The organism is Hydrogenophaga sp. PML113, assembly GCF_001777155.1.
In the GTDB taxonomy this organism is placed as follows: Bacteria; Pseudomonadota; Gammaproteobacteria; order Burkholderiales; family Burkholderiaceae_C; genus Hydrogenophaga; species Hydrogenophaga borbori.
The window spans coordinates 468,477-487,862 of sequence record NZ_MIYM01000001.1 but is presented as its reverse complement, the minus strand read 5'-3'; the positions used below and the strand labels follow the sequence as shown (position 1 = coordinate 487,862).

15 protein-coding genes are annotated in these 19,386 nt (G+C 70.1%); 11 read left to right on the top strand and 4 right to left on the bottom strand.

The window, feature by feature from the left end; all coding sequences use genetic code 11:
* Window position 1: 1 nt before the first annotated feature.
* The gene (locus BHU06_RS02220) at window positions 2–919 is read right to left on the bottom strand and encodes a hypothetical protein (RefSeq protein ID WP_175442781.1); all 918 of its coding nucleotides are present in this window, start codon (window positions 917–919) and stop codon (window positions 2–4) included.
* A gap of 224 nt (window positions 920–1,143) precedes the next feature.
* Here BHU06_RS02220 and BHU06_RS02215 point away from each other — a divergent pair, with 224 nt between their 5' ends.
* From BHU06_RS02215 to BHU06_RS02180, 8 genes are all read left to right on the top strand, one after another.
* Complete coding sequence (locus BHU06_RS02215; RefSeq protein ID WP_070397495.1) at window positions 1,144–3,420, top strand: NADP-dependent malic enzyme; 2,277 nt, start codon at window positions 1,144–1,146, stop codon at window positions 3,418–3,420.
* 297 nt (window positions 3,421–3,717) lie between these two features.
* Window positions 3,718–4,752, top strand: coding sequence for an ABC transporter substrate-binding protein (locus BHU06_RS02210; RefSeq protein ID WP_070397494.1), 1,035 nt, complete (start codon window positions 3,718–3,720; stop codon window positions 4,750–4,752).
* 63 nt (window positions 4,753–4,815) lie between these two features.
* Window positions 4,816–5,652, top strand: a complete 837-nt coding sequence (locus BHU06_RS02205; protein WP_070397493.1) for an ABC transporter ATP-binding protein — start codon at window positions 4,816–4,818, stop codon at window positions 5,650–5,652.
* A 7-nt stretch (window positions 5,653–5,659) separates the two neighbouring features.
* Window positions 5,660–6,436 (top strand): ABC transporter permease, encoded by a 777-nt coding sequence (locus tag BHU06_RS02200; RefSeq protein ID WP_070397492.1) that lies wholly within the window; start codon window positions 5,660–5,662, stop codon window positions 6,434–6,436.
* Window positions 6,437–6,555: 119 nt separating this feature from the next.
* Window positions 6,556–7,662 carry a hypothetical protein gene (locus BHU06_RS02195; RefSeq protein ID WP_139146921.1) on the top strand — a complete coding sequence of 369 codons (1,107 nt, stop codon included), beginning with the start codon at window positions 6,556–6,558 and terminating at the stop codon, window positions 7,660–7,662.
* Between the two features lie 41 nt (window positions 7,663–7,703).
* Entirely contained in the window at window positions 7,704–8,534 is an 831-nt protein-coding gene (locus tag BHU06_RS02190; RefSeq protein ID WP_070397490.1) for an urease accessory protein UreD, read from the top strand.
* Window positions 8,535–8,653: 119 nt separating this feature from the next.
* The gene (locus BHU06_RS02185; protein ID WP_070397489.1) at window positions 8,654–10,645 is read left to right on the top strand and encodes a hypothetical protein; all 1,992 of its coding nucleotides are present in this window, start codon (window positions 8,654–8,656) and stop codon (window positions 10,643–10,645) included.
* A 109-nt stretch (window positions 10,646–10,754) separates the two neighbouring features.
* Window positions 10,755–12,425, top strand: coding sequence for a response regulator (locus BHU06_RS02180; protein ID WP_070397488.1), 1,671 nt, complete (start codon window positions 10,755–10,757; stop codon window positions 12,423–12,425).
* Window positions 12,426–12,454: 29 nt separating this feature from the next.
* On the opposite strand, the gene BHU06_RS02175 is transcribed toward BHU06_RS02180, so the two are convergent.
* Complete coding sequence (locus BHU06_RS02175) at window positions 12,455–13,363, bottom strand: LysR family transcriptional regulator (protein ID WP_070397487.1); 909 nt, start codon at window positions 13,361–13,363, stop codon at window positions 12,455–12,457.
* A 98-nt stretch (window positions 13,364–13,461) separates the two neighbouring features.
* Here BHU06_RS02175 and BHU06_RS02170 point away from each other — a divergent pair, with 98 nt between their 5' ends.
* Genes BHU06_RS02170 through BHU06_RS02160 form a run of 3 tightly spaced genes read left to right on the top strand, consistent with a single transcriptional unit; the run spans window position 13,462 to window position 18,222 of the window.
* Window positions 13,462–15,621 (top strand): indolepyruvate ferredoxin oxidoreductase subunit alpha, encoded by a 2,160-nt coding sequence (locus tag BHU06_RS02170; RefSeq protein WP_070397486.1) that lies wholly within the window; start codon window positions 13,462–13,464, stop codon window positions 15,619–15,621.
* A 7-nt stretch (window positions 15,622–15,628) separates the two neighbouring features.
* Window positions 15,629–17,212, top strand: coding sequence for an indolepyruvate oxidoreductase subunit beta family protein (locus BHU06_RS02165; protein WP_070397485.1), 1,584 nt, complete (start codon window positions 15,629–15,631; stop codon window positions 17,210–17,212).
* 41 nt (window positions 17,213–17,253) lie between these two features.
* Complete coding sequence (locus tag BHU06_RS02160; protein ID WP_070397484.1) at window positions 17,254–18,222, top strand: tripartite tricarboxylate transporter substrate binding protein; 969 nt, start codon at window positions 17,254–17,256, stop codon at window positions 18,220–18,222.
* 39 nt (window positions 18,223–18,261) lie between these two features.
* Here BHU06_RS02160 and BHU06_RS02155 read toward each other — a convergent pair whose 3' ends face one another.
* A complete protein-coding gene (locus BHU06_RS02155; RefSeq protein ID WP_070397483.1) occupies window positions 18,262–18,462 on the bottom strand; it encodes a hypothetical protein in 201 nt (66 codons plus the stop codon).
* A 215-nt stretch (window positions 18,463–18,677) separates the two neighbouring features.
* The gene (gene urtE / locus BHU06_RS02150; RefSeq protein WP_070397482.1) at window positions 18,678–19,382 is read right to left on the bottom strand and encodes an urea ABC transporter ATP-binding subunit UrtE; all 705 of its coding nucleotides are present in this window, start codon (window positions 19,380–19,382) and stop codon (window positions 18,678–18,680) included.
* Between the last annotated feature and the right edge of the window lie 4 nt (window positions 19,383–19,386).

The window sequence follows — 19,386 nt, the reverse complement described above, 5'->3', positions numbered from 1 at the left end:
CTCAGTCCGCCGGGCAGGTGTTGGTCAGGACCTTTTCCCCCTCCTGCCAGCACACCGTCGAGGCCGCAATGGGGAACTGCCCCATCATGCCGGCGAAGGTCTGCTGGGGCCCGTGAAGCTTGCCGTTTCGCCGCAGCGTGCGGGAGTCGTGGTGCCCGGGGCCGCCAAACGCCCCATAGCCGTCCTCGACCACCTGCCCGTCCGGGCGTGAGAAGCGCGTGCGGGTGGTCAGGCTGAGCGCGCCATCGACGGTGGTGCGGGCGATGGCCACCGAGGTTTTGGGCGCCGGCCCGGCCACCGTGAAGGCCATGAAGAACACGGTGGATATCTTGGGCTTGGGCTGCGCCGCCATCATGTCCGCGGTCGCCCGGTCGGCGTACTCCGTCTGCTGCGACAAGGTGGTCCCCGTCACCAGCACCGCGCCGTCCGGCCGGCCCTGCAGGGCCTGGGCCCGCACGCGGATGAGGTTGTGGTACTTCAGCGTGATCTGGCTGCTGCCGACGGTTTGGTCGTATTCGACCCAGAACTCGACGGGGCCCGACAGCTTGCCCCCTTCGCATTGGGCGCGCACCGGCGTGACCACCTTGTTGGCATACACGATCCTGCTGGGCGGCATGCCGCCGGAACGCGCGTCGTTCACCAGTTCCGCTTTCGCGACCGGGTCGTTGTCCGAGTCGACGGTGTTCGCGAACACATCCAGTTCGGCCGGGGACACGGCACAAGGCCAGGCCAGCGCGTCCTTGGGCGCGGCCAGCGCGACCGGATGGGCCATGTACCGCTGGTATTCGGCGCTTGCCGCCGCCATCAGCGGTTGCAAGGGCTCGTCCTTCAGTGCCGGGAACGCCAGGGCCTGGCCGCACCACAAGGGCAACGCCAGCAAAAGGTTCGCGCGCAGCGCGTGGGAAGGCTTCATGGACATGGGCATGGGTCTCGATGGGCTAGGACCACCCAAGCCTATTGAGCGGGGGCGCGCCGCCGAATAGTGCAGATGCACCATGGACCCGCCGGTCCGTTGCCCTCCGTGACGCGGGTCACGCCTTGCCCTGGGAGACTTCAGCGCGAGGTCATGCCCGGACCCGGCCGAACCCATCGTGTCCTCCTGCGACAATCCGCGCTCGCAACCGGTCCATTGAGGAGACAAGCATGACCCCCGCCGAACAGGCCTTGCGCGACGCCGCGCTTGAGTACCACCGCGCGCCCCGCCGGGGCAAGATCGCCGTCACCCCGACCAAGCCGCTGTCCAACCAGCGCGACCTGTCCCTGGCCTACTCGCCCGGCGTGGCCTATCCCTGCCTGGAGATCCAGGCCGACCCGAACAAGGCCGCCGACTACACCAGCCGCGGCAACCTGGTGGGCGTGATCACCAACGGCACGGCCGTGCTGGGCCTGGGCGACATCGGCCCGCTGGCCGGCAAGCCCGTGATGGAGGGCAAGGGCTGCCTGTTCAAGAAGTTCGCCGGCATCGACGTCTTCGACATCGAACTCGCCGAGCGCGACCCGGACAAGCTGGTGGACATCATCGCCGCGCTGGAGCCCACGCTGGGCGGCATCAACCTCGAGGACATCAAGGCGCCCGAGTGCTTCTACGTCGAGAAGAAGCTGCGCGAGCGCCTCAACATCCCGGTCTTCCACGACGACCAGCACGGCACCGCCATCATCAGCGCGGCCGCGCTGATCAACGGCCTGGAGCTGGTGGGCAAGGCCATCGGCGACGTCACGGTGGCCGTCTCGGGCGCGGGCGCCGCCGCCATCGCCTGCCTGGACGTGATGGTGGGACTGGGCGTCTCGCGCGATCGCATCTACGTCTGCGACTCCAAGGGCGTGCTGTACCAGGGCCGCCCCGGCGGCATGGACGAGTCCAAGCAGCGCTATGCGCAGGCCACCGACAAGCGCACCCTGGCCGACGCGGTGAACGGCGCCGACGTGTTCCTGGGCTGCTCGGCCCCCGGCGTGATGACGGCCGAGATGGTCAAGACCATGGCCGCCAAGCCCATCATCCTGGCCCTGGCCAACCCCGAGCCCGAGATCCGCCCCGAGCTGGCCAAGGCCGTGCGGCCCGACTGCATCATCGCCACCGGCCGCAGCGACTACCCGAACCAGGTCAACAACGTCCTGTGCTTCCCCTACATCTTCCGCGGCGCGCTCGACTGCGGCGCCACCCGCATCACGGAAGAGATGAAGCTGGCCTGCGTGCGCCAGATCGCCGACCTGGTGAAGAGCGAGACCAGCGAGGAAGTGGCCAACGCCTACGCCGGCCAGGAGCTGAGCTTCGGCCCCGATTACCTGATCCCCAAGCCCTTCGACTCGCGCCTGATCCTGCGCATCGCGCCCGCCGTGGCGCAGGCCGCGGCCGACTCCGGCGTGGCCACGCGGCCCATCGCCGACATGGACGCCTACCGCCAGCAGCTCGGGCGTTTCGTCTACCAGACCGGCATCCTCATGCAGCCGGTGTTCAACGCCGCCAAGGCCCAGCCCAAGAAGCAGCGCGTGGCCTACGCCGACGGCGAGGACGAGCGCGCCCTGCGCGCCGCGCAGATGGCCATCGACGACGGCCTGGCCCACCCCATCCTCATCGGCCGGCCGGCCGTGATCGAGGCGCGCATCGCCAAGGCCGGTCTGCGCATGCGCCTCGGCGTGGACGTGGAAAACGTCAACCCCGAGGACGACCCGCGCTTTCGCCAGTACTGGGAGCACTACCACCAGCTGATGGGCCGCCAGGGCGCCACGCCCGAGGTCGCCAAGGCCGCGGTGCGCCGCTCCAACACCATCATCGGCTCGCTCATGATCTCGCTCGGCGACGCCGACGCCCTCATCTGCGGTCTGGTGGGCAGCTACATGACGCACCTGGAGCGCATCGACAGCATCCTGGGCCGCCGCGAAGGCGCCAAGCTGTACGCCGCGGTCAACGCCCTCATGACCGACCGCGGCCCGGTGTTCATCGCCGACACCTACGTCAACGAGGACCCGAGCGCCGAGGAGCTGGCCGAGATCGCCGCCATGGCCGCGCACGCGGTCCAGCGCTTCGGCCACCAGCCGCGCGTGGCCTTCCTGTCGCACTCCAGCTACGGCTCCAGCAAGCGCGCCTCGGCGCGCAAGATGGCGCGCGCCCGCGACCTCTTCGTGGCCAGCCACCCCGGCATCGAGTGCGACGGCGAGCTGCACGGCGACGCCGCGCTGCAGCCCGAGATCCGCAGCGCCTACCTGGCCGAGAGCAGCCTCACCGGCTCGGCCAACCTGCTGGTGTGCCCGAACCTGGACGCGGCCAACATCCTCTACAACGTGATGAAGACCACCACCAGCGGCGGCGTCACGGTGGGCCCGGTGCTCATGGGTGTCAAGGGCGCGGTGCACATCCTCACGCCCGCGGCCACCGTGCGCCGCGTGCTCAACATGACGGCACTGGCGGCGGCCCAGGCCTGAGTGCGGCGCCCCCCGGGACCAGCCCGGGGGTGCGGCGCACCACATCGGGGTAACAATGCGCCCCACGGCGGTGCCCACACCGCCGTGGGGCATGCCATTTCAGGGTATGTCTGGATAACCCCGACCCGACCCCGCACGGAGAATGTGTATACAGATTTCGTGTGCAAAAAAGGCCACGGCCACCCCGCCGCCAGCGGCCGCGCACTGGCACCGATGTTGCTATCCGTTCCGCATGGCCCGCCGGCCCCCGCCAGCGGCGCCTATCCCCAACGACGACTCGCCAGCCTTGGAGAAACCATGAACAAACGCCGCTTCCTCCAGACCACCGCCGCCCTGGCGCTGGCCGCCAGCTTCGCGGGCGCCGCGCACGCGCAAACCCCTATCAAGTTCCAGCTCGACTGGCGCTTCGAAGGCCCCGCCGCCCTGTTCCTGCAGTCCGCCGCCAAGGGCTACTACAAGCAGGCCGGGCTGGACGTGACCATCGACTCCGGCAACGGCTCCAGCGGCGCCGTCACCCGCGTGGCCTCGGGCACCTACGACATGGGCTTCGCCGACATGGCCGCCCTGATGGAGTTCCATGCCAACAACCCCGACGCGCCCAACAAGCCGGTCGCGGTGATGATGGTCTACAACAACACGCCGGCCGCGGTGCTCGCGCTCAAGAAAAGCGGCATCACCAAGCCCAAAGACCTGGAAGGCCGCAAGCTCGGCGCGCCCGTGTTCGACGCCGGCCGCAAGGGCTTTCCCATCTTCCAGAAGGCCAACCACATCAACAGCGTGAGCTGGACCTCCATGGACCCACCGCTGCGCGAGACCATGCTGGTGCGCGGCGACATCGAGGCCATCACCGGCTTCTCGTTCACCTCGCTGCTCAACCTGGAAGCGCGCGGCGTCAAGACGGAAGACGTGGTGATCCTGCCCTTCGCCGAACACGGCGTGAAGCTCTACGGCAACGTGATCGTGGCCACGCCCAAGCTGATCGCCGAGAACCCCGGCGCAGTGAAGGCCTTCCTCTCGGCCTTCGCCAAGGGCGCCAAGGAAGTGATGGCCAATCCGGCCGCCACCATCGAGACCGTCAAGGCGCGCGACGGCATCATCAACGTGCCCCTGGAAACGCGCCGTCTACAGCTCGCCATCGACGCCGTGGTGGCCAGCCCCGACGCGCGCCGGGAAGGCTTCGGCCAGGTCGTGCCGGGCCGCCTGGCCCTGATGGCCTCGGAGGTGTCGGACGCCTACGCCACCAAGACCCGCGTCGACCCGTCCAAGGTCTGGAACGGCAGCATGCTGCCCAGCAAGGCCGAACTCGACATCCTGCCGCCCGCCAAGAAGTAAAGCCCGCGCGGACCGGGGCCAGCCTCCCCAGCGGGTGGCTGGCCCTTCTCACGAAAGAAGCCCATGTCGACCAACGCCCCGCCCAACGACGCCGCCTTCGTCGATTTCGACCAGGTCTGGCTCGCCTACAACGAGGACCTGCTGGCCCGCAAGGTCTTCGCCGTCGAGGACATCAACCTGAAGGTCCAGCGCGGCGAGTTCATCGCCATCGTCGGTCCTTCGGGTTGCGGCAAATCCACCTTCATGAAGCTCACCACGGGCCTGAAGATGCCCAGCATGGGCCAGATCCGCATCGACGGCCAGCCCGTGACCGGCCCGCTGAAGATCTCGGGCATGGCCTTCCAGGCGCCTTCGCTGCTGCCCTGGCGCACCACGCTGGACAACGTGCTGCTGCCGCTGGAAATCGTCGAGCCCTACCGCCACCAGTTCAAGGACCGCCGCAAGGAGTTCGAGGAGCGCGCGCTCAAGCTGCTGGAGAGCGTGGGCCTGGGCGGCATGGGCCAGAAGTTTCCCTGGGAGCTGTCGGGTGGCATGCAGCAACGCGCCAGCATCTGCCGCGCGCTCATCCACGAACCCAAGATGCTGCTGCTCGACGAGCCCTTCGGCGCGCTCGACGCCTTCACCCGCGAGGAGCTGTGGTGCACCCTGCGCGACCTGTGGGAAGCGCAGCGCTTCAACGTCATCCTGGTCACGCACGACCTGCGCGAATCGGTCTTTCTCGCCGACACGGTGTATTGCATGAGCAAGAGCCCGGGCCGATTCGTCGTCAAGCGCGAGATTCAGATTCCGCGCACGCGCGAGCTCGAAGTCACCTACACCAAGGACTTCACCGACGTCGTGCACGAGCTGCGCGGCCACATCGGCGCCATGCGCAAGGCCGGCGCCGTCATCAACCAATGAGCGCGCCATGACCAGCCAACAACGAAAGAACCTCGAGCGCTTCTCGCCGCTGCTGCTGCTGATCGCGATCGTGGTGGTCTGGGAACTCATCACCGTCGGCTTCGGCGTGTCCGAGTTCATCTTCCCCAGCCCCTCGCGCATCTGGGAACAGACGCTGGAGCACAAGGCCACCATCATGGGCCACGCCTGGCGCACCTTCTGGGTCACCATGGCCGGCTTCGGCCTCGCCATCGTGGTGGGCGTGCTGCTGGGCTTTCTCATCGGCAGCTCGCGCCTGGCCTACGCGGCGGTCTATCCGCTGATGACCGCCTTCAACGCCCTGCCCAAGGCGGCCTTCGTGCCCATCCTGGTGGTGTGGTTCGGCATCGGCGTGGGCCCGGCCATCCTCACGGCCTTCCTCATCAGCTTCTTCCCCATCATGGTCAACATCGCCACCGGCCTGGCCACGCTGGAGCCCGAGTTGGAGGACGTGCTGCGCGTGCTGGGCGCCAAGCGCTGGGACGTGCTCACCAAGGTGGGCCTGCCGCGCTCCATGCCCTATTTCTTCGGCTCGCTCAAGGTCGCCATCACCCTCGCCTTCGTGGGCACCACGGTGTCGGAGATGACCGCCTCGAACGAAGGCATCGGCTACCTGCTGATCTCCGCCGGCTCGTCCATGCAGATGGGCCTGGCCTTCAGCGGCCTGCTGGTGGTGGGCGTGATGGCCATGGCCATGTACGAGCTGTTCAGCTTCATCGAGAAGCACACCACGGGCTGGGCGCACCGGGGCTCACAGGGCGGCTGAAGAGCGATCTGGAAACCTTGACCGCCAGGAGCCGCGTGGGAACCGGCTCCCGCCGCGGCGACCACAGAGCGCGGAAGCCTGCCGCACGGGCAGGCCAACCACCGCAATGCCCCGTTGCCATGAAGCGCTCAAGCCATCTCGTCAACCCCTTGTTCTCATCCCACAGCCAATGGACGCTGGCGTCCGTGCGCGTGCCACACCCCCTCGCCCGCATCGCCCCCTGGAACACGGCCCTTCCAGCCACGCGGGCGCCTTTGGACAGCGCGCTGCGCGACGCCCCGCCGCTGGTGTGGGGCCATCACCACCCAGGCATGGGCGACCAGCCCGTGCGCGGTTCCCAGCCGGTCTGCCTGCCCCCCACCGAGACCTTGCCGCCCCTGTTCCAGCCCGTGGGCGACCTGAGCCACATCGGCCAGCGCGCCGAACAGGTGCTGCTGGACGCCGCGTCGGATCCTCCGCATTTTCTCGACACCCTGAAAGGGCTGCTGGGCCCCGCCCGGCAACTGGCCGAACACCGCCAGATCGACCCCACGCAGGGTGCCTGCCTGGAACGGCTGCCGATCACCGCACTGGCCATCGCGCACCAGCAGGGCCTCACGCAAGACGCCGAGTACCTGAAGGGCCTCGGCGCGCTCGCCCTGGAGCACAGGGAAGGGCTTTCGCTGGGCGAACAGCGGCGGCTGCTCAGCGACCTCGAGGCCGCGCTGCAGGACCATGCCGACACCCATGACACAGGTCTGTCGCCGCCGCCCGGCCAACGCCAGGCGCTGGAACAAGACCCCTTCGTCGCCGACTTTCTGCCGCGCGACCCGCGCACCCTGGGAGAGGCCTCGTTGGAGGAAAAAGAGGCTTGCCTGAAGGCGCTCGTGAACCAGCACCCGCCTTGCGGCCCTTTCTTCGTCGCGCAATGGGCCTGGGCGGCGAGGCACTGGACGGAACCCGAGCTGCGCCCCTACCTGCTCGACGGTGTCAAACAACTGCTGACCGAAGCCGCCAAGGGCGTGCAGGGCAACCACCCCTTTCGGGGCACCTTCCTCTTCGAGCGCTTCCCCGAGCGTCTGCTGATCGATGCGTTCTACCGCGTGGGCGGGCCCGACAACGCCAAGCTGCTCCAAGTCCCAACGCTGACCGACCGAAGCCGGAGCTTGCTCAACCACTACCTCCAGAACACCGACATTCCCGAGGCGGATCGCCAGCGACTGCGGCACTGGCATTCGATCGACTGAACCACCGGCGGCGGCCCGGCACCCGCCCCTACACTCGCCGCATGCCCTGGCACGCCACCCTCGACCTGAGCTACCGCCGCGACGGTCCGCGCACCACGCTGCGGCACCGGCACGACGGACCGCTGCGCATCCTCAAAAGCCTCCACCCCGAGGGCGAGGGCGTCTGCCACAACGTGATCGTTCACCCGCCGGGCGGCCTGGTCGGCGGCGACACCCTGGACATCCGCGCGCACGCCGAGGCCGGGGCGCACGCGCTCATCAGCACGCCTGGCGCCACGCGCTTCTACCGCAGCGACGGGCCCGAGGCCGCGCAGCGCGTGCAGCTGCGCGTGGACGAGGGCGCGCGCCTCGAATGGCTGCCGCTGGAAGCCATCGCCTACCCCCAATGCCGGGCGCGCAACGCGCTCACCCTGGAGATCGCCCCGGGCGGCGAGTGCCTGGGCTGGGACGTCTGCGCCTTGGGCCTGCCCGCCGCCGGCCAGGCCTTCAGCCAGGGCAGCCTGCTGCAGGAGTTGCAGTGGCCCGGCGTGTGGCTGGAGCGCGCGCGCATCGACGCGAGCGACACCCGCCTGCTCGACAGCCCCCTGGGCCTGGCCGGGCAGCGCGCCCTGGGCACGTTGTGGCTGGCGAGCGGCGAGCCCTGGCCCAGTGCACGGCGAGAAGCACTGCTCGACAGCGTGCGCCTGGCCCTGGCCGGCGCGTCACCCGAGGTGCGGACCGGCGCCACCTGCCCCGACCCGCGCCTGCTCCTGGTGCGTGCACTCGGGCCGCAGGTCGAACCGCTCATGGCGGTCTTGCAGCGCGCCTGGGCAGCGCTGCGCGAACAAGCCTGGGCGCTGAGCGGCACCGCCCCCCGCATCTGGCGGGTCTGAGACCGGCTCCCTCGGGACACGGCTGCAACGCCGCGGCGGGCCGGCGATGGCGTGGCGGGCGACAGGAACCGCCGGCCAGGCGGCATCACTCACCAGCACGCCAGTCCGCCCTCCCGCTCATGCGCAGCCAAAGCATTCCCCCCCACGTGGTCGCCACGCGCCACCTCTTGACGCCAAGCCCCCTCAGCTCAGGCTCGGCACCGCAGCACCCGACGATCCGGCATGCAGCGCCCGACGACACCCAGCGGGCAGTCCCTGGCGCGCAGGCGGGGCCGGACCAGGAGCCGCCCACCCCCGACGACGGCATCGCCAGCTCGCTGCACCGCTTCACCACCGCCTTTTGCCAGCACCCCAACGACCCCAACGGCGAAAGCCTGCTGCTGGCCAACCTGCTGTCGCTGGTGCCTCGGATTCAGACACAGGCCCACATGAACCTGTGCGTTGGCGCCCTGGACGGGTTCGCGGGCATGCCCAACATCGGCGCGTTCGAGCAGCGGTTGAATGCGCACGCCGAACGCCAGCAGCTCCTCGGGCCGGACCAGGTTCGCATCGATGCCCGCTACAGCAGCACCCTCTCGCTCGACCTGCTGGCCGGTGGCCAGGGCGATCGCTGGACCTTGAACTGGGCCGGCGCCATCGAGCGGCTGCTGCAGCCCTACCGCGACTGGTTGGCGACCGACGCGGGGCAGCGCTGGAACACCCACGTGCCCCCGGGTTTGCTGAATGCCTTGACACAGTGGCTGCCGGCCATGAAGGAGCAGTCGGCGAACCTGAAGCAACTGCTGGCGTTTCTCGAGGGGCTGAGCTGGCTGCCTCCCGACAACGCCTTGACGGAATGCCTGGTGGCCGCGACGCTGGAACACAGCTTGCGCCTGCTTGTGCAGACCGCGCTGTCCGAGGTGGTGTCGCACACGCGGGCAGAAGATGGCTACCTGCTCCAGAACATGCAGGGGCTGTGTGTCCCGCTGGCACTGAAGCTGTTGTGCCAGCCCTGCCGCCACACGGTGCCGTTCATGGGCATCGACGCCGAAATGGCGAGGCTGAAATCGGCATACGACAGCGCCATGGCGAGCGCCCCCGTGGAGGCACCCGAGCCCGGTCTGCAGGACAGCCATCTCCCGTCGCGGACCGAGGCGGCCAGACAGCTGCTCGACGCGGCCCTGACACTGCTGCCCCACGTCGCCTCGCCCGCCGAGCTGCTCAAGGTGAAGGTCGTGACGAACTACCGTCGGAAGGAGACCCATCCGGGGGACTTCGACCGCCGCATGTTCCTGCAAAAGCTGCGCTGGGCCTTGGGCATTCCCAACCTGGCCACCGATCTCGGCCCCCTGGACGACGACGTGCTGGTGTTGAATGTCCTGCGCCTTCTGCTGGTGGCGCCCCAGGCCCCGGCTTTGCTCAATACCTGGGGCCCGTCTGCCGATGCCTGGAACCCACTGAAGCAGGCCATGGACGAGGAGGTGGTCCCGCCCCCCTACCTGGACACGCCGCCGCCATCGGACGCCCTGGACAAACAAGTGCAGCTGGCGCTCACCTGCACGCAGCGCGCCCCCGATGCCCAGGCCCTGGTCGAGGCGCTCCTGGTGGCGCTGCGCCGCCTGCCGGCGCCGGGGCAGGACAGGGTCTGTCGATCGGTGCGGCAGGCCTTTGGCGCACAGGAAGCGACAACGCTGGCCGTGGTCGCGCACGCCGAGCCCTCTGCCGCGACCTTCAGCGCCGATCGGCCCCCTGCCGTGAACACCCCTGCCACCGCGGCGACGCCGGAAACCGGGACCGGCTTCTCCACGCGCCTTCAATACGCGCAAGAGGTCTTTGAGCGCTCGCCGAAAGGCCTCAACTCCGGTCAAGTGTTCATCAACGCCCTGAGCGCCGCCGTCCACGCGATCGCGTCGCCCGATCAGGTCGACCAGCTGTACATGGCCACCGCCTCGTTCATGCGGCATCTCAAGTCACGCAACAACCAAAAGAGGCAGGCTTTCGAAGACCAGCTGCGCAATGCCCTGCGCGCGCGCATCGACGACGTGCGACGGAACCATGGCCTTGAGACCGACCCCGCGGTGCACACCACCACCTTCGCGGGCGCCCTGTCCACGCTGCGCGCCTTGCTCTGAGACCGCCGATCGACGAATCTGCGCCGCTCGCACCGCGCTTTTTCCCGCACCGGTCCCGGCGCCCAGCCCGCAGAATCCCCAAACGGCCCCCTGCGGGCCGGGCCGTTTCATGCACGTCACCGACAACCCCCTGCACACCGCATCGGCCCTCGTCATCGAGGGCAACGCCCAATCGCGCGCGATCATCGTTTCGCAGCTGCGGGACCTGGGCGTGGGCAACGTGGCGCAGTGCGCGCGCGTGCACGACGCGCGCCGCCGCCTGGAGGCGCAGCGCTACGACGTGGTGGTCTGCGAACAGCGCTTCGACAAGGAAAGCTACTCCGGGCAGGAACTGCTGGACGACCTGCGCCGCCACCAGATCCTGCCCTTCCACACGGTGTTCGTGATGCTCACCGCCGAGGCCACCTACAGCAAGGTGGCCGAAGCGGCCGAGTCGGCGCTCGACGCCTACCTGCTCAAGCCGCACACCGCCGCCAGCCTGGGCGAGCGCATCCAGCTCGCGCGCCAGCGCAAGCAGGTGCTGCACGCCATCTTCACGGCCATCGACGCGCAGGACTTCGACCACGCCACCGCGCTGTGCCTGGCGCGCTTCGAAGCCCGGCAAGCCTACTGGCTGTACGCCGCGCGCATCGGCGCCGAGCTGCTGCTGCGCGCCGGACACATCGGCGAGGCGCAGCGCCTGTACGAGGCCGTGATCGAGGCCAAGACCCTGCCCTGGGCCCGCCTGGGCGTGGCGCGCGCGCAGCTCGAATCGGGCGTGCCGGCCAAGGCCGTCAGCACCATCGAAAGCCTGCTGGTGGACGACGACGCCTACGCCGACGCCTACGACGTCATGGGCCGCGCCCAGTTCGAGCTGGGCCAGTTCGACCAGGCCCTGGGCACCTATGCCATGGCCACGCGGCTCACGCCGCACTCGGTGAGCCGGCTGCTCAAGCACGGCATGCTGGCCTTTTATGGCGGCGACCGCGGCGAAGGCGTGGCCCTGCTGGACCGCGCGGCGCGCCTGGGCGTGGACTCCAAGCTCTTCGACCCCCAGGCCCTGGTGCTGCTGGCGCTGGCGCGCTTCGACAACAACGACACGCGCGGCCTGCAGCGCTGCGTGGACCAGCTGGCGCGCACCGCCGAGCGCAGCTTCGAGCCCGAACGCCCGCGCCGCCTGCACGAGGTGGCGGCCGCCATCAACAACCTGCACAACAAGCTGGGCGCGGCCGCGCTGGACACCACGGTCCGGCTCATGGGCGAGGTGCTCGCGCCCGGCTTCGACACCGAGAGCGCCTGCAACCTGATCACGCTGATGGTTCGCCTGGCCCAGCGCGGCACGGCGCCGGCCGGGGCCGACGCGGCCATCGGCGCCATCGCCCTGCGCTTTGGCACCAGCCGCGCCATGAGCGAGCTGCTGGCCTGCGCCGCCAAGGGCCACGAGGCCTGGGCCGAGACCTTGCGCCAGGGACACGCGCGCGTGCTGCACCTGTCCGAACAGGCCATGCGACTGAGCCTCAAGGGCGACCCCGCCGGTACGGTGGAACAGCTGCTGGCCGACGCCGAGCGCACGCGCAACGCCAAGCTCATCGAATCGGCCCACCAGGTGCTGCAGCGGCACGCCGAGCGCATCGCCACGCGAGAAGCCCTGCAGCAGCGCGTGGACGCCATGCGCCAGAGCTACCGCGCCCGCCCGCTGCGCCTGGGCGACCACGCCGGCGTGACGCCGGGTGGCGTGGCGCTGTCGACGGGTTACCGGGAACCCGAGCGCGCCGGGCTGCTCGACGCGCGGCCGGCCTGAGGCCGCGGCGCCCGGCAAGGGCTGGGCCCTCAGCACTCGGCGAACAGCTGGACCGCGACCTCGCGGAACCACCGGTGCGCCGGGTCGGCCTCGAAGCGGTGGCTCCAGTGCAGCGAGACCGTGAAATCGGCGCCCTCGAAGGGTGGCTCCAGCACCGTGCAGCCGCCAGCCTGAACGAAGCCGCGCGCGATGTTGCGCGGCATCACGCCGCACAGGTTGGTGGCTTGCACGATGGAGGGCAGCACCATGAAGTGCTCCGTGGTCAGGCGCAGGCGCTCCTGCAGGCCGGCGCGCTGCAGGATGCGCAGCGTGTCCGCGTGCGCGCGCACGGCCACGAAGTCCAGCTGCTGCAGCGCGCGCAGCTGCGCCACGCCGCGCAGCTTGCGCAGCGAGGCCACCATGGGGTGCCCGGCGCGCATCAGCACCACGTAGCGGTCGTGCAGCAGTTCCACGCGGCGCGTCTCGCGGACCTGTGGCAGGAAGCCAAACGCGAAATCGATCGCGCCCGCGTCCAGCGACTCGGCCAGCGCCGCGTGCGGCACCGGCTGCGTGGCCACGCGCACGCCCGGCGCCTGCGCGTGCAGCCAGGCCATCAGTTCGGGCAGGAAGCGCCCCTCGCCGATGTCGCTCATGTGCACACGGAAGAGGTGGCGCGAGGTGGAGGGGTCGAACACGCTGGTGCGCCCGAGCGCGCCTTCCAAAGCGTCCAGCGCGTCCTGCACCGCTTCGGCCAAGGCCACGGCGCGCGGCGTGGGCCGCACCCCGCCGGGGGCGCGCATGAACAGCGGGTCCTTCACCAGCAAGCGCAGCCGCGTGAGGCCATGGCTCACCGCCGGCTGCGTCAGCCCCAGGCGCTCGGCCGCCCGGCTCACGCTGCCCGCGCGGTACACCTCGGCAAACAGCCGAAGCAGGTTCAGGTCGAGGTCTTTGACATGCATGAATCTAATGTCAGTTAGTAGGCTCATTGTATGGATCGATGCCGACCGAGCGCCCATACTCGCGTGTTCGACACGACAAACCCACGGAGACACAGGCCTTGGAAGTTTCATTTGGCGAGGAGATCCAATCCCTCCAGCTCGGCGCGGGCCAGACATTTCACGGCGAAGGCATCCTCGCCATCACCAAGGGCCTGCTGCAGTCCGGCGTGTCCTACGTGGGCGGCTACCAGGGCGCACCGGTTTCGCACCTGCTCGACGTCATGGTGCAGGCCAAGCCCTACCTCGACACCCTGGGCGTGCACGTGGAGGCCTGCTCCAACGAGGCCTCGGCCGCGGCCATGCTGGGCGCGTCCATCCACTACCCCGTGCGCGGCGCGGTCACCTGGAAGTCCATCGTCGGCACCAACGTGGCGGCCGACGCGCTGTCCAACCTGGCCTCGCCCGGTGTCACCGGCGGCGTGCTGATCGTCGTCGGCGAGGACTACGGCGAGGGCGCCAGCGTGATCCAGGAACGCACCCACGCCTACGCGCTCAAGAGCGGCATGCTGCTGCTCGACCCCCGGCCCGACCTGGCGCGCATGGTGCACATGGTCGAGCACGGCTTTCGCCTGTCGGAGGCCTCGAACATGCCGGCCATCATGGAGCTGCGCATCCGCGCCTGCCACGTGCGCGGCAGCTTCGAGACCAAGGACAACCTCGCGCCCGCCATCTCCACCCGCCAGCTGATCCAGGAGCCCGCGGGCTTCGACTACATGCGCCTGGCCCACCCGCCCGTGACCTTCCGCCACGAGAAGCTCAAGGGCGAGCAGCGCATCCCCGCCGCGCGCCGCTACATCGCCGACAACGGCCTGAACGAGCTGTTCGAGGGCGAGCACAAGGACCTCGGCCTCATCGTGCAGGGCGGGCTCTACAACACCCTCATCCGCTCGCTGCAGCAGTTCGGCCTGGCCGACGCCTTCGGCGAGTCGAAGATCCCCATGCTGGTGCTCAACGTCACCAGCCCACTGGTGCCCGAGCAGCTGGAGCGCTTCTGCGAGGGCAAGCGCGCCGTGCTGATGATCGAGGAAGGCCAGCCCGAGTACATCGAGCAGGAACTGGCCACGCTGCTGCGCCGCGCCGGCATTCCCACGCCGCTGCACGGCAAGGACCTGCTGCCCAGCGCCGGTGAATACACGGCCGAGGTGATGTCCCAGGGCCTCGCGGGTTTCGTCGAGAAGTACCTGGCCAGCGACGCCGCCGCGCTGGGCTCGGCCCGCGCCTGGCTGCAAGGCAACGCGCAGCGCCGCGCCGACGTGGCCAAGGCCGTGGGCGGGGCCCTGCCCGCGCGACCGCCGGGCATGTGCATCGGCTGCCCCGAGCGGCCGGTGTTCTCGGCCCTCAAGCTCGCCCAGCAGGACGTGGGTCCGGTGCACATCGCGGGCGACATCGGCTGCCACGCGCTCGCCACCTTCGAGCCCTTCTCCTTCGGCCACTCCATCCTGGGCTACGGCATGAGCCTGGCCAGCCGCGCCGGCGTCTCGCCACTGATGCGCCGGCGCGTGCTGTCGGTAATGGGCGACGGCGGCTTCTGGCACAACGGCCTGCTCACCGGCGTGCAGAGCGCGCTCTTCAACGGCGACGACGCGGTGCTGCTGATCTTCAAGAACGGCTACACCTCGGCCACCGGCACGCAGGACATCATCTCCACGCCCGACGACGAGGCCAAGGCCGCCGCACCCAACAAGGCGCAGAGCCTGGCCCACGTGAACCAGACCATCGAGAGCACGCTCAAGGGCCTGGGCGTGCAATGGATGCGCACCGTTCACACCTACGAGGTGGACACCGTGCGCGCCACGCTCACCGAGGCCTTCACCACCGACTTCCAGGGCCTCAAGGTCATCGTGGCCGAGGGCGAATGCCAGCTGGAACGCCAGCGCCGCATCAAGCCCTGGATCGCCGGCCTGCTGAAGAAGGGCCAGCGCGTGGTGCGCGTGAAGTACGGCGTGGACGAGGACGTCTGCAACGGCGACCACGCCTGCATCCGCCTCTCGGGCTGCCCCACGCTCACGCTCAAGGACAACCCCGATCCGCTGAAGGTCGACCCCGTGGCCACCGTCATCGACGGCTGCGTGGGCTGCGGCCTGTGCGGCGCCAACGCGCACGCGGCCACGCTGTGCCCCTCCTTCTACCGCGCCGAGGTGGTGCAGAACCCGAAGTGGCACGAGCGCCTGCTCGATGCCGTTCGCGCGCCCTTCGTCCGCCTGTTGCAAGCCGCCTGATACCGACATGTCTTCCGCCCAACCCATTTCCCTTTTGCTCTGCGCCCTCGGCGGCGAAGGCGGCGGCACGCTGACCGACTGGCTGGTGGACACCGCGCGCCACGCCGGCTACGCGGCCCAGGCCACCAGCATCCCCGGCGTGGCCCAGCGCACCGGCGCCACCACCTATTACCTCGAGGTCTTTCCCACGCCGCTGGCCGAGCTGCGCGGCCGCCGCCCGGTGTTCGGCCTGAACCCGCTGCCCGGCCGGCTCGACGCGCTGGTCTCCTCCGAGCTGCTGGAAACCGGCCGCCAGATCGGCAACGGCCTGGCGTCGGGCGAGCACACGCTGGTCATCACCTCGTCCTCGCGCGCCTTCACCACCGCCGAGAAGATGGTGATGGGCGACGGCCGCCGCGACGAGGCCCCGCTGCTGGCGCTGGTGCGCGAGCACAGCCGCGCGCACCACGTGCTGGACATGGCCGCGCTCACGCGCGAGGCCGGCACCGTGGTCAGCGCGGTGATGCTGGGCGCCATCGCCGCCAGCGGCCTGCTGCCCTTCACGCGCGCCGACTACGAGGCCGTGGTGGGCGGTGCCGGCGGCCACGCCAAGGCCAGCCTGCGCGGCTTCGCCCTCGCCTTCGACGCGGTGAGCGCGCAGCGCGAGCAGGCGCGCTGGGTCGAGCAGGTGATGAACGACGACGCCGAAGCGCCGGTGCCCACCACCACGCCCACCGCCCTGCTGGCGCCCTTCCCCACTGCGCTGCACGACATCCTGGCCCTGGGCCACGCGCGCGCCGTTGAGTACCAGAACGCCGCCTACGGCCAGCGCTACCTCGAGCGCCTGCAGCGCGTGCTCGCCGCCGAGCGCGCGGGCGATCCGGCCGGCGCGCAGGGCTTCGCCGCCACGCGCGAGGCCGCGCGCTGGCTCGCGCTGTGGATGGCCTTCGACGACATCGTTCGCGTGGCCGAGCTCAAGGCGCGCGCCAGCCGCGCCGAGCGCGTGCGCCGCGAGGTCAAGGCCGGCAGCGGCGACCTGCTGCGGGTCTACGACCACTTCAAGCCCGGCGCCCCCGAGTTCGCCGCCATGCTGCCCGAGTCCCTCGCGCGCCGCGTGCTGGCCTGGGACCAGCGTCGCGTGCAACGCGGCCAGGCGCCCTGGGCGCTGCCGCTCAAGGTGTCCAGCCACGGCGTGCTGGGCCTGCTCGCGCTGCGCGCGCTGGCCGCCACCAAGCGCCTGCGCCCCCTGGGCAGCCGCTTCGCCACCGAACAGGCGCTCATGGACCGCTGGCTGGCGGCCGTGGAAGCCGGCGCGCGCGCCGATGCGCGCCTGGGGCTGGAGCTGGCGAAATGCGGCCGGCTCATCAAGGGCTACGGCAGCACCAACGAGCGCGGCAAGGACAACCTGCTGCACATCGTGGACCACCTGTCCGACGCCACCAGGGCCGGCGCCGCGGAAGCCGTGGCCCAGGCCCGCGAGGCCGCGCTGGCCGACGAGGCCGGCACCGCGCTCGACCGCACCCTGGTGCAGCATGGCGCGCCCGCGCGCCCGCTCAAGGCCCAGCCCATCCGCTGGCACCACAACCCGCGCCTGAAGAAGCAGGCCCACTGAGTTCCGTTCCCATCCACAACACACACATCCAGGAGACCCGCATGAAATCCCTGCTCACCGCCACCGCCCTGGCCGCCGCCACGCTGCTGGCCGCCCCCGCCGCGCTCGCGCAGGCTTGGCCCGACAAGCCGGTCAAGGTGATCGTGGGTTTCGCGCCCGGCGGCGCGGCCGACCAGATCGCGCGCCTGGTCTCCACCCCCCTGGCCGACGCCCTGGGCCAGACCGTGGTGGTGGAGAACCGCGCCGGCGCCAACGGCAACGTGGCGGGCGACGCCGTGGCCAAGTCGCCGGCCGACGGCTACACCCTGCTGCTGTCCTCGGGCGGCATGGTCTCGGTGAACCCGCACCTCTACGCCAGGATGGCCTTCGACCCCGCGAAGGACCTGGTGCCCGTGGCCTCGGCCGCGCGCATCGCCGTCTACCTGATGGCGCGCAACGGGCTGGAAGTGAACAACATTCAGGAATTCATCGCCTACGTGAAGGCGCGCCCGGGCAAGCTCAGCTACGGCTCGCCGGGCAACGGCAGCTCGCCCCACCTGGCCGGCGAGATGTTCAAGAGCCAGGCCGGCCTGTTCGCCGTGCACGTGCCTTACCGCGGCGCGGCGCCCGCGCTCAACGACCTGCTGGGCAACCAGATCGACTACACCTTCGACCCGGGCATCGGCTTGCAGCACGCCAAAAGCGGCCGCCTGAAGCTGCTGGCCGTGGGCAGCAGCAAGCGCTCGCCGCTGTTCCCCAACGTGCCCACGCTGGACGAGGCCGGCCTCAAGGGCTTCGACGCCGACACGGTGTTCGGCTTCTACGCGCCGGCCGGCACGCCCCCGGCCGTCATCGCGCGGCTGAACACCGAGATCAACAAGATCCTGGCCACGCCCGCCGTGCGCGAGAAGATGATCAGCCTTGGCGGCGAGGCCCTGCCGCTGTCGCCGGCCGAGTTCGGCAAGCGCGGCATGGACGACTCCAAGCGCTTCGGCGCCGTCATCAAGGAACGCAAGATCACCGCGGACTGAGCGCGCGCCGGGCGTCGGCGGCGCACGCCCACGTCCGGCTCAGGCCATCACCACCGCGATGAAGGCCAGCATGAACATCTGCAGCGCCGCCATCAGCGGCAGCACCAGCGGCATGATGGGCGTCACCTCGTCGAGGATGTCCTGGGCGAACTCGTCGGTGTATTCCTTGAGTTCGGGGTCCGAGTAGTCCTTCGGGTGCTCGGCCAGCGCCTGGTCGGGGGGTGGGTGCTTGTGCGTCATGGCAGGGCCCTCACACAGTTGATGGGCAATGCGCGCGGCAAGCGGCGTTCCTGCAGGCACGTCCGGGTGAACGCGCCGCGCGCCGCGCCCACCCAGGCATGCCATGGTGCGCCGGCGCCCAGGGGCTGTGCGCAGAGACCCCGTCGGCGGCGCGGTTGGCCAGGACCTGGCCGAACCACCGGACCAGGCCCTGACCCCGGGCGGAGGCCGCGGCCTCAGATGGCCACCAGCTGCCGCACGCCCTTCTGCGCCATCTCACCGCCTGGCCCGCTGGCGATGACCTCGCCACGCTCCATCACCAGGTAGCGGTCGGCCAGGGCCTCGGCGAAGTCGTAGTACTGCTCCACCAGCACGATGGCCATGGGTTCGCCGTCCAGGCCCCGCGTGGCGAGCTGGCGGATCACGCGGCCGATGTCCTTGATGATGTTGGGCTGTATGCCCTCGGTGGGCTCGTCCAGGATCAGCAGTTTGGGCCGGCTCGCCAGGGCGCGCGCGATGGCCAGCTGCTGCTGCTGGCCGCCCGAGAGGTCGCCACCGCGGCGGCCCAGCATCTGTTGGAGCACGGGGAACAGCTCGAACAGCTGCGGCGGCACTGGCGTGCCCAGGGGGCGCGTGGCCAGGCCCATCTGCAGGTTCTCCTGAACGGTCAGGCGCGCGAATATCTCACGCCCCTGCGGCACGTAGCCCATGCCCAATCGCGCCCGCACATAGGGCGGCGCGGCGCGCACCGATTGGCCGTCGAACACCACTTCGCCGCTCTTGGTGGGCACCAGACCCATCAGGCACTTGAGCAGCGTGGTCTTGCCCACGCCATTGCGGCCCAGCACCACCGTCACCTCGCCCGCGCGGGCCTGCAGGTTCACGCCGCGCAGGATGTGGCTGCCGCCGTAGGCCTGGTGAATGTCTCTTGCGTCGAGCATGGGG